Annotated in this window: 8 protein-coding genes and 1 pseudogene; 4 read left to right on the top strand and 5 right to left on the bottom strand. The window is 68.6% G+C overall.

From position 1 onward, the window contains the following. The 3 genes and pseudogenes from A5643_RS11920 to A5643_RS11930 form a co-directional block, all read left to right on the top strand. Positions 1-852, top strand: a pseudogene (locus tag A5643_RS11920) (hypothetical protein); the annotation flags it as partial. A gap of 276 nt (positions 853-1,128) precedes the next feature. Then, complete coding sequence (locus A5643_RS11925; protein WP_197497719.1) at positions 1,129-4,128, top strand: heterodisulfide reductase-related iron-sulfur binding cluster; 3,000 nt, start codon at positions 1,129-1,131, stop codon at positions 4,126-4,128. A 65-nt stretch (positions 4,129-4,193) separates the two neighbouring features. Then, on the top strand, positions 4,194-5,483 hold the full coding sequence (locus A5643_RS11930; protein ID WP_066855460.1) for a pyridoxal phosphate-dependent aminotransferase: 1,290 nt from the start codon (positions 4,194-4,196) through the stop codon (positions 5,481-5,483). Here the strand turns inward: A5643_RS11930 and A5643_RS11935 are convergent. Together A5643_RS11935 and A5643_RS11940 are read right to left on the bottom strand one after the other, a co-directional pair. Then, a complete protein-coding gene (locus A5643_RS11935; protein ID WP_066855463.1) occupies positions 5,471-5,932 on the bottom strand; it encodes a DUF1707 domain-containing protein in 462 nt (153 codons plus the stop codon). The genes A5643_RS11930 and A5643_RS11935 overlap by 13 nt on opposite strands. A 42-nt stretch (positions 5,933-5,974) precedes the next feature. Then, complete coding sequence (locus A5643_RS11940; RefSeq protein WP_066855465.1) at positions 5,975-7,417, bottom strand: carotenoid oxygenase family protein; 1,443 nt, start codon at positions 7,415-7,417, stop codon at positions 5,975-5,977. A 69-nt stretch (positions 7,418-7,486) separates the two neighbouring features. On the opposite strand from A5643_RS11940, the gene A5643_RS11945 reads away from it, so the two are divergent. Next, on the top strand, positions 7,487-8,146 hold the full coding sequence (locus tag A5643_RS11945; RefSeq protein WP_231995547.1) for a TetR/AcrR family transcriptional regulator: 660 nt from the start codon (positions 7,487-7,489) through the stop codon (positions 8,144-8,146). On the opposite strand, the gene rfbA is transcribed toward A5643_RS11945, so the two are convergent. The 3 genes from rfbA to A5643_RS11960 are packed head-to-tail and all read right to left on the bottom strand — an operon-like array spanning position 8,130 to position 10,185. Then, the gene (gene rfbA, locus A5643_RS11950) at positions 8,130-9,017 is read right to left on the bottom strand and encodes a glucose-1-phosphate thymidylyltransferase RfbA (protein ID WP_066855471.1); all 888 of its coding nucleotides are present in this window, start codon (positions 9,015-9,017) and stop codon (positions 8,130-8,132) included. The genes A5643_RS11945 and rfbA overlap by 17 nt on opposite strands. Before the next feature lie 17 nt (positions 9,018-9,034). Beyond that, complete coding sequence (locus A5643_RS11955; protein ID WP_066855474.1) at positions 9,035-9,397, bottom strand: hypothetical protein; 363 nt, start codon at positions 9,395-9,397, stop codon at positions 9,035-9,037. 26 nt (positions 9,398-9,423) lie between these two features. Then, the gene (locus tag A5643_RS11960) at positions 9,424-10,185 is read right to left on the bottom strand and encodes a maleylpyruvate isomerase family mycothiol-dependent enzyme (protein ID WP_066855478.1); all 762 of its coding nucleotides are present in this window, start codon (positions 10,183-10,185) and stop codon (positions 9,424-9,426) included. Positions 10,186-10,211 lie beyond the last annotated feature (26 nt).

Here is a 10,211-nt window from a genome sequence, read left to right on the forward strand (position 1 = left end):
CGGTTACTCGCCGCATCGGGTTCGATGCCCGCCACCTCCACGATGCGGTCGCCGGTCCCGCCGCCGCTGGGCGGCGCCCCCACCGGCGTGTGGACCCCGCCGGCCGATGCGACCACCGCCGCGCCGGTCCCGCCGGTCGACGCGACCCGCGCCGCCCCGGCGGCGTCGGACACCGGCGAGACGATGTTCACCCCGGCGCCGACCTCCGACGTGCCGGAGCCGGAGCTGGCGTGGTCCCAGGACGGCACCGGTCCGGGTGAACCGGTGCCCTACGTCGGCGGCGAGCCCGACTACAGCTACCCCGACACCGGCTACTCCGACACCGGCTACTCCGCGCCGCCTCCCACCGAGTTCGCCGAGCCCTACGCGACGCCGCTGCCGTGGTACCGACGCCCCCCGGTGCTGTTCGCGCTGGCCGCACTGCTCGCCGTGGTAGCCGGCGGTGGGCTGCTGTACACCCTGACCGGCTCCGGCGGCTCCGACACCGACAAGCCCGGCGTCACCAGCCCGGTGGAGGCACCGCCGCCGGTGACGGTGACCGTCACCGGTCCCGACGGCCAGCCGTCGCTGTCGACGATCCCTCCGCCGGAGACCACGACCGAGGCGCCGTCGGAGGCACCCAGCAGCGAAACCACCAGCGAGTCGCCCACCACGACCACCACCGAGGCGCCCACCACGACGACGACCCAGCCGACCACCACCCAGCCGACGACCACCCAACCCACCACGACGCAGCGGACCACCCAGGCGCCGACCACCACCGAGGCGCCGACGACCACTGCGGCGCCGCCGGTCACCAGCGAGGCCGCGGCACCGACCCAGGGCGGATCGGACACCGGCGACGAGGGCTGAGCCGCCGCGGGCGGCATATCCCCCTGAAATCGACATCGATCCCGGCCTATAGGCCGAAAAATCGGGCTCTGGCACCGCTGGCGTGTCGTTTTCAGGGCTGACCAGGCTCGAGCGCGGCCCGGCGAAATAGCGGGTTAGGGCAACCTGCGTCGCCACGACGTAGGACAATGATGTCACTATTGAGCAGGCAGCAAACAGAAGTTACCGAGCGGTAACTACGGTTGAGTTACTCATGAGTAGCTTATAGCTCTGGGAGGGCACCCGGTGGAGACGCAGATGCTGATCAGACTGGTCGTGGGCCTGGGCATGACCGCGGTGGTCGGGTTCTTCTCGGCCCGCCGCATCCTGTGGTTGTACCGGCTGGTGATGTCGGGCAAGAAGACCAGCGGCCGCGACACGCAGATCCCGTCGCGGATCTGGGCGCAGATCAGCGAGGTGGCCGGGCAGGCCAAGCTGCTGAAGTGGTCGATCCCCGGTGCGGCGCACTTCTTCACCATGTGGGCGTTCTTCGTGCTGCTCACCGTCTACATCGAGGCCTACGGCCTGCTGTTCAGTGAGAAGTTCGCCATCCCGATCATCGGGCATTGGCCTGCGTTGGGCTTCCTGCAGGACTTCTTCATCACGGCGGTGACGATCTCGATCGTCGTGTTCATGATCATCCGCATCATCCGCAACCCCGCGGAGCACGGCCGGTCTTCGCGCTTCTACGGCTCGCACAACGGCGGCGCATGGCTGATCCTGTTCATGATCGGCCTGGTCGTGTTGACCTTCCTGCCGTTGCGCGGGGCGGCCGTCAACAACAAGACGCTGCCTTATGAGAGTGGCGCATTCCTCTCGGAACTGATGGGCAAGCTGATGGCGGGGCTGAGCCCGACCGCCAACGAGTGGATCGAGACGGGCTCGCTGCTGGCCCACATCGCGGTGATGCTGGCGTTCCTAGTCATCGTGCTGCACTCCAAGCACCTGCACATCTTCCTGGCGCCGATCAACGTCACCTTCAAGCGGCTGCCCGACGGCCTCGGCGAGCTGCTGCCGATCGAGTACGACGGCAAGCCGGTCGACTTCGAGGACCCGCCGGAAGATGCGGTGTTCGGCCGCGGCAAGATCGAGGACTTCACCTGGAAGGGCATGCTCGACTTCGCCACCTGTACCGAGTGCGGCCGCTGCCAGTCGCAGTGTCCGGCGTGGAACACCGGCAAACCGCTGTCGCCGAAGCTGCTGATCATGGACCTGCGGGACCACTGGATGGCCAAGGCGCCCTACCTGCTCGGCGACAAGCCGATGCCCACCGAGCCGTTCGACCCGAACGCGCCGCACGAGCAGGACCGCCACATCCCCGAGGCCGGCTTCGGCCGGGTGCTCGGCCACGGCGACGACCAGGCCACCCGCCCGCTGGTCGGCACGGAAGAGGAATTCGGCGTCATCGACCCCGACGTGCTGTGGTCGTGCACCAACTGCGGCGCCTGCGTCGAACAGTGCCCGGTGGACATCGAGCACGTCGACCACATCCTGGACATGCGCCGCTACCAGGTGCTGATGGAATCGGAGTTCCCCTCCGAGCTCGCCGTGCTGTTCAAGAACCTGGAGACCAAGGGCAACCCGTGGGGTCAGAACGCCAGCGAGCGCACCAGCTGGATCGATGAGGTCGAGTTCGACGTGCCGGTCTACGGCCAGGACGTCGACAGCTTCGACGGCTTCGAGTACCTGTTCTGGGTCGGCTGCGCCGGCGCCTACGAGGACCGCGCCAAGAAGACCACCAAGGCGGTTGCCGAGCTGCTGGCCGCCGCCGGGGTGAAGTTCCTGGTGCTGGGCACCGGGGAGACCTGCACCGGTGACCCGGCGCGTCGCTCCGGTAACGAGTTCCTGTTCCAACAACTGGCGACCCAGAACGTCGAGACCCTCAACGACCTGTTCGAGGGTGTCGAGACCGTCGACCGCAAGATCATCGCCAGCTGCCCGCACTGCTTTAACACGATCGGGCGGGAGTACCCGCAGCTGGGCAGCAACTACACGGTGCTGCACCACAGCCAGATCCTCAACCGCCTGATCCGGGACAAGAAGCTGGTCCCGGTCAAGCCGATCAACCAGAAGATCACCTACCACGACCCGTGCTTCCTGGGGCGGCACAACAAGGTTTACGAACCGCCGCGCGAGGTGGTCTCCTCATCGGGTGCGGACCTGATCGAGATGCCGCGGTCGCGCGACCGGGCGCTGTGCTGTGGTGCCGGTGGGGCGCGGATGTGGATGGAAGAGCACATCGGCAAGCGCGTCAACCACGAGCGGGTGGATGAGGCGATGGCCACCGGTGCCGACACCATCGCGACCGCCTGCCCGTTCTGCCGGGTGATGATCACCGACGGTGTCGACGACCGGCAGGAGGCAGCGGGACGCGAGGGCGTGCAGGTGCGCGACATCGCCCAACTGCTGCTCGGCTCGTTGGACCGGGACGGGCTCTCGCTGCCGGCCAAGGGATCGGCCGCGGAGGCTGCCGCCGCCCGCGCCAAGGAGGCGCCCAAGGCCACCGCGACCGTCACCGCCGAGAAGCCGGCCGCCGCGGCTCCCGCCGCCGAGACTGCACCGGCCGAGGCGCCGGCGGAAGCTCCCAAGGAGACCGCCGCCCCGGTCAAGGGTCTCGGTATCGCCGGGGGCGCCAAGCGGCCCGGCGCCAAGAAGCCCGGCGGGAAGGCCGCCGCGCCGAAGGCGGAGTCGGCGCCCGCGGAGGCGGAGGCCAAGCCCGAGGCTGAGTCGGCCAAGGCCGCGCCGGTCAAGGGTCTCGGCATCGCCGGCGGCGCCAAGCGTCCGGGGGCGAAGAAGTCTCCGGCCAAGGCGGCCCCGGCCAAAACCGAGGACACCAAGGCCGAGGACACCACCGCCGGCGAAGCGAAGGCTGAGGCGAAGCCGGAAGCGGACGCGAAGCCCGAGGCGGAAAGCGCCGAGCCCGCCAAGGCGGCTCCGGTCAAGGGCCTCGGCATCGCCGCCGGCGCCAAGCGCCCCGGGGCGAAGAAGGCCGCGGCGAAGCCGGAGGCGGCCCAGCCCGAAGCCGGGAAGGCCGAGGACGGGGCCAAGGCCGAGACCAAGGCTGAGTCCCAGGCCGAGTCACAGGCAGAGTCCGCACCGGAGACCGCGGACGCGACGGCCGGGGAAACCAAGCCGGAGGCCAAGTCCGACGAGAAGGGCGCGGAGAAGGCCGACGAGGCGACCAAGTCGGCCACGCCCCAACCGGAGGTCAAGGGGCTGGGCATCGCACGCGGTGCACGCCCGCCAGGCAAACGCTGAACGGGAGCCTGGGGCCGTGATTGCTGAGCTTTCACGGCCCCAGCTTCTTTTCCGGCAAATTTCGAGTGGACAATCGTGGCACGATGGTTGACGTGACGACACACCAGTGGCCGGGCCAGGCCGGCGTCCCGCAGCGCCCGCGCATGCTCGCGCAATCGTCCAAGCTGCAGGACGTCCTCTACGAGATCCGTGGCCCGGTACACGATCACGCCGCGCGACTGGAGGCCGAAGGCCACCGCATCCTCAAGCTCAACATCGGCAACCCCGCACCGTTCGGGTTCGAAGCCCCCGACGTGATCATGCGCGACATGATCCAAGCCCTGCCCTACTCGCAGGGCTACTCCGACTCGCAGGGCATCCTGTCGGCCCGGCGCGCCGTCGTCACCCGCTACGAACTCGTCGAGGACTTCCCGCCGTTCGACGTCGATGACGTCTACCTGGGCAACGGGGTCTCCGAGTTGATCACGATGACGCTGCAGGCGCTGCTGAACAACGGCGACCAGGTACTCATCCCGGCCCCCGACTACCCGCTGTGGACCGCGTCGACCTCGCTGGCCGGCGGCACCCCGGTGCACTACCTGTGCGACGAGACCCAGGGCTGGCAGCCGGACATCGCCGACCTGGAGTCGCGGATCACCGAACGCACCAAGGCTCTGGTGGTGATCAACCCCAACAACCCCACCGGGGCCGTCTACACCCGCGAAATCCTCACCCAGATGGTGGATTTGGCGCGCAAGCACCAACTGCTGCTGCTGGCCGACGAGATCTACGACAAGATTCTCTACGACGACGCCCAGCACATCAACGTCGCCGCCCTGGCCCCCGACCTGCTCTGCCTGACCTTCAACGGGCTGTCCAAGGCCTACCGGGTCGCCGGGTACCGCGCCGGGTGGCTGACCATCACCGGGCCCAAGGAGAACGCCGCGAGCTTCCTGGAGGGCATCCATCTGCTGGCCAACATGCGGCTCTGCCCGAACGTGCCCGCCCAGCACGCGATCCAGGTGGCGCTCGGCGGCTACCAGAGCATCGACGACCTGGTGCTGCCCGGCGGCCGGCTCCTTGAGCAGCGTGACATCGCCTGGACACAGCTGAACAAGATCCCCGGGGTGTCCTGCGTCAAACCCACCGGCGCGCTGTATGCCTTCCCGCGCCTCGACCCCGATGTCCACGACATCGCCGACGACGAGCAGTTGGTACTCGACCTGCTCTTGCAGGAGAAGATCCTGGTGACCCAGGGCACCGGGTTCAACTGGCCGGCCCCCGACCATCTGCGCATCGTCACCCTGCCGTGGAGCCGTGACCTGATCCGGGCCATCGACCGGCTCGGGAACTTCCTGGCCAGCTACCGCCAGTAGGCCCGCGGCGGCGCCGGCCGGGCGGTCCCGGCGCAGGAAAGCACCGGAACGGCATGGGAGACCACGCCGATTCCCCAGCCGAGGATCGGCCACACCGGCCAGAAGTAGCCCGCGCCGGTCACCGCGGCGCTCACCGCCCAGATGCCGATCATCAGCACCGAGACGGCCAGGTAGGCGGCCACGTGGAGCCAGACTCCGCGGCGCGCGGCCCGCCGGTGGGCGGCACGCCGTAGCGGATCGCTTCGCCGGATCCGTTCGACCGGCAGATCGGCGACCAGTTCGTCGAGCGCCCCGGCGGTCCGGGCGGCGAACGCCTCCGCCATCCGGGCGTCGTACTCCGCGATCGACAGATAACCCTGCTCGAGCGCCTGCCCGAGCCGCGCCGCGAGACGTTCGCGTTGCCGGTCACCGACCCGCATCGTGCGGGCGGCGACGACGTCGGTGCTCATGGCGACTCCTTTCCGAAGGTTCAGCACGGTTGAGTGCCGGTCTCACTGCCCGGTCGGCACCCAGTTGCCGTGGAAGCCGGCCGGAACACGATGCGGCAGTTGCACGCCGGCGATGTTCTCCAACGTCTCGGCGTCGAGGATCGCCAGCTCGCTACGGTCACTCGCCGCGTCGTAGACGTAGCCCATCAGCACCCCGTCGTCCTCAGCGGCATCCGGCGTCGACGGATGGAAGACGAACTCGCCCAGTTGTTTTCCGGGGCCGAATGACCGGGTGGCGTTTGTTCCGTCGCGCAGGTCATGTTTGAGCAGCACCGCGTCCGGAGCCTCGGCGCCGACTCCGACCGAGTAGCCGAATCGGTGGCGTCTGCCCACCGCCCGCTCGTCGACCCGGGGAAACTCCTGGGCCCGGTCGTCCAGCCGCGATTCGCGGACCTTGCCGTCGGCGAGGTCGACCGTCCACCGCTCGAGGGTGGGCGGCCCTTCGCCCGGGCCGCGCAGGTCGGTGTCGAACATCTTCGGGTGGCGCACCACGTCGAGCACCACGGTTTCGCCGTCGTCATAGGCGTTGAGCGGGTGGAACACGTAGCACGGTTCGACGTCGAACCACCGCACGTCGGCGCTGCCGCCGTCGCGCGGCATCACCCCGACGCGGGCCGGATAGTTCGGGTTCCACCGGTAGGGCATCCGGCGGTCACTGCCCTTGGGCATCGGCAGGCGCGCGGTGATCGGATCCGGGACGCGGATTCGGCCGATCAATGCGGACAGAATCAGCCGGGCGGGCAGGCGCAGCGGTCGCGGCACCGTACCGGCGACTACCTGGCGGGCGTCGAAGGTGACCGGCAGGTCGTAGAAGACGACGTGCTTCTCGGTCAGCGAGAAATCGTGCATCATCGGCGAGCCACCGACCTCGACGTCGACGGTGCGCCGGGCACGCCCGTCGACGCCGATCACCGAGTACTGCACCGTGTTACCGCGGTTGAAGGAGTACGACACCGCGTGCAACTCGCCGGTGGCGGGGTCGCGTTTGGGGTGGGCGGTATAGCCGCCGGGCAGGGTGCCGTCGAAGTCGCAGACCCCGACCGTGTCGAGCTCGTCGGTGAGCTCGTAACAGGAGATGCCGCCTTCGATCAAGGCCAGCGTGCGACCGGCATGCCCGATCACGTTGGTGTTCGCTCCGATCGCCGAAGCGCCGACGTGCCGGCCTCGCGGCGCGGGTTCTCCCAGGGCAGCGGTGGCCAGCGGCCCCCGCACGTAGCGGTTGCGGTACCACTCGGCTTTGCCGTCGCGCAGCCGGATGCCGTGCACCATGCCGTCGCCGATGAACCAGTGGTACAGCGCCGGGTCGATCTCCCCGATCGGGTTGGGCCCGTTGCGCAGGTAGCGACCGTCGAGGTAGTCCGGGATCGTCCCGGTCACGGCGAGGTCGGTCAGGGTGTATTCCTGCTCGATCGGGGCGTAACCGCCCTGCAGGTACGGATTGTCCATGATGACCTCCCACGGTCGAATAACGATGTTATTGGTCAGGTATAACACCGTTATGGCAGGATGGCAAGGGTGAGTGCTCCCGAACCAGCCGAATCACCCCGCGACCGGCTGATCGCGGCCGGCGCGCGGCTACTGCGCAGCGACGGCCCGGAGGCGTTGCAAGCCCGTCGGGTCTGCGCCGAGATCGGCGCGTCGACGATGGCGGTCTACACCCACTTCGGGGGGATGACCGGATTACTGGAGGCCATCGTCGCCGACTCGTTCGTCCGGTTCGGCGAAGCGCTGGCCGCGGTCTCGACCACCGACGACCCGATGGCCGACTTCTTCGTGATGGGCTACGCCTACCGCAGGTTCGCGCTTGAGGACCCGCATCGGTACCGGATGATGTTCCGGCTGGATTTCCCGCAACTCTTCGCCGACCACGACGACCAATTACCTGTCGCGGCAGCGACCTTCGATCAACTGGTCACCGCGCTCCAGCGGATCATCGACACCGGGCGGATCCGCGCTGATGACCCCGTGGACCTCGCCGGGCGGATGTGGAGCATGGTGCACGGCATCGCCCTGCTGGAGATCGTCGGAAACTTCGACTCCGACGGGAGCACGCTGACCCGCATCATGGGCCCGATGACTCGGGACATCTTCGTCGGGATGGGCGACGACCGGGCGCGAGTGGACGAATCGCTGCGGCGGGCCATCGACATGATCGCCGTCAGCGCCGGACGGTGAAATCGTCGCCGCGCTCAAGCAGATCGAGCAGGTAGGCGCCGTATCCGGAGTTCAGCAAGGTGTGGGCGCGGGTGGCCAGCTGCTCGTCGTCGATGAACCCCATCCGCCAGGCCACCTCCTCGGGCACGCTGATCTTCAACCCCTGGCGGCGCTCCAAGGTCCGCACATAGTCGCTGGCGTCCAGCAACGAGTCGAACGTTCCGGTGTCCAGCCACGCTGTTCCGCGTGCCAGCACTTCGACACTGAGCCGCCCTTGCTCGAGGTAGGCCTGATTGATCTCGGTGATCTCGTACTCGCCGCGCGCCGACGGTTGCAACCCACGCGCGATCTCGATGACGTCGTTGTCGTAGAAGTACATTCCCGGCACCGCGTAGTGCGATTTCGGATCGGCGGGCTTCTCCTCGATCGAGATCGGCGCGCCGTCGGCGTCGAACTCCACCACACCGTAGGCCGACGGGTTGGCGACCCGGTAGGCGAAGATCGAACCGCCCTGGACGTTTCGGAACCTGCTGAGGCTGGTACCGAGTTCCGGCCCGTAAAAGATGTTGTCGCCCAACACCAAGGCGACCGAATCGTTGCCGATGTGCTCGGAGCCGATCACGAACGCCTGCGCCAGGCCGTTCGGCTGATCCTGCACCGCGTAGCTGATGTTGATGCCGAAGGCATCGCCGTTGCCCAACAGCCGCTCGAACGCAGGCGCGTCATGGCCGGTGGTGATCACCTGGATGTCGCGCAGGCCCGCCATGATCAGCGTGGAAAGCGGGTAATAGATCAGAGGTTTGTCGTAGACCGGAAGCAGTTGTTTGCTCACGCCCTGGGTGATCGGGTACAGGCGCGTGCCCGAACCGCCGGCCAGGATGATCCCGCGCATGCCGTGAGCCTAAACGGTCAGTCGACGCGATCGGCTTCGCTGAGCCCGGTGGCGCTCAGCGCGGTCTGCAGGTCGGGGTGGCGGAACACCGAGGTCACCCGGTCGTGGGCGACCTGGAAAGCGGCCGCTTCCCGTGGCCCCGACTCGCCGTCCGGGATCAGCTCCGCCACCACGACGCCGGCGTGGACGTACATCCGCCCGACCTTGGTTCGGAATGCGCCGGACTTCGCCCACTGCCGCAGCGCCTGGTACCCCTGGCCGGCGCCGTGTGCGTCACCGACCTCGATCCCCTCACCCGACAGCGACTCCAACGTGGTCAGTTCGGTCGCGGTGAGGGCGTCGTGCCAGGCCAGCACGGTGGCGATTTCCGATGTCGTCATGCCCTGCAAACTACCTTGTGACCGGCTCAGAACGGCGTGTGGTCCAGCCAGTGGCGCCAGACCCCGGTGTCACCGAACACTTCGATCCCGGTGTCCTCGACCGGCACTCGCCGCAGGATCGCCAGCAGCAGGTCGACGGCCCGGCCGCGCAACGCAACGCTGCCCTTGCCGTGCTCGTGGGACCAGCTCAGCCCGTCCGGGCCGGTGCGCAACGTCCACTCCCCCGCCGGACCGAGGTCGCCGTCGGTGGCGTGGAGGTGAATGCTCTGCCCCTCCGGCAGCGGCGGCGTCTCGGCGCGACTGCTCAGCGGAATGGCCAACTGGAGCCACTCGGTGACCGCGTCGGCGGCCAGCAGCGGGGTGACGTCGTCGAGGCCGGTCTCCCCGGTGGTCGCCAGCGCCGCGTCGGCGCGGTGCACGATCACTTCGTGGGCGCGCCGCCGGACCCACCAGTCCGCCGGGCGGGGTCCGAGAAACGTCCACACCGGCGTGTCGGCACCGGTGGCCGCCACCGCGTCGAGCAACTTCTGGGCGCCGTCGTGCAGCCAGGTGATGACGGCATCGGGGTCGGCGGGTGGCTTTCCGCCGGGCACCGACCGCGGGTCGACCGGCTGGTCGGCGCGATCGGCGACGATCTGCGCCGACCACAGATTGCCGCGCCCGACGTGGCGGAAGAGCTGGGTCAGGTTCCACCCCGGGCAGGTCGGCACCGGCGTGTCGGGGTCGGCGTTGCGAATCAGATCGCCGAAGGCCCGGCTCTGTTCCAGGAGAACGCTCGCGAAGTCCACGACCGCCAGGCTACGTTCACCGCCGC

The sequence above is a fragment of the Mycobacterium sp. 1274756.6 genome (assembly GCF_001668625.1).
GTDB lineage: Bacteria > Actinomycetota > Actinomycetes > Mycobacteriales > Mycobacteriaceae > Mycobacterium.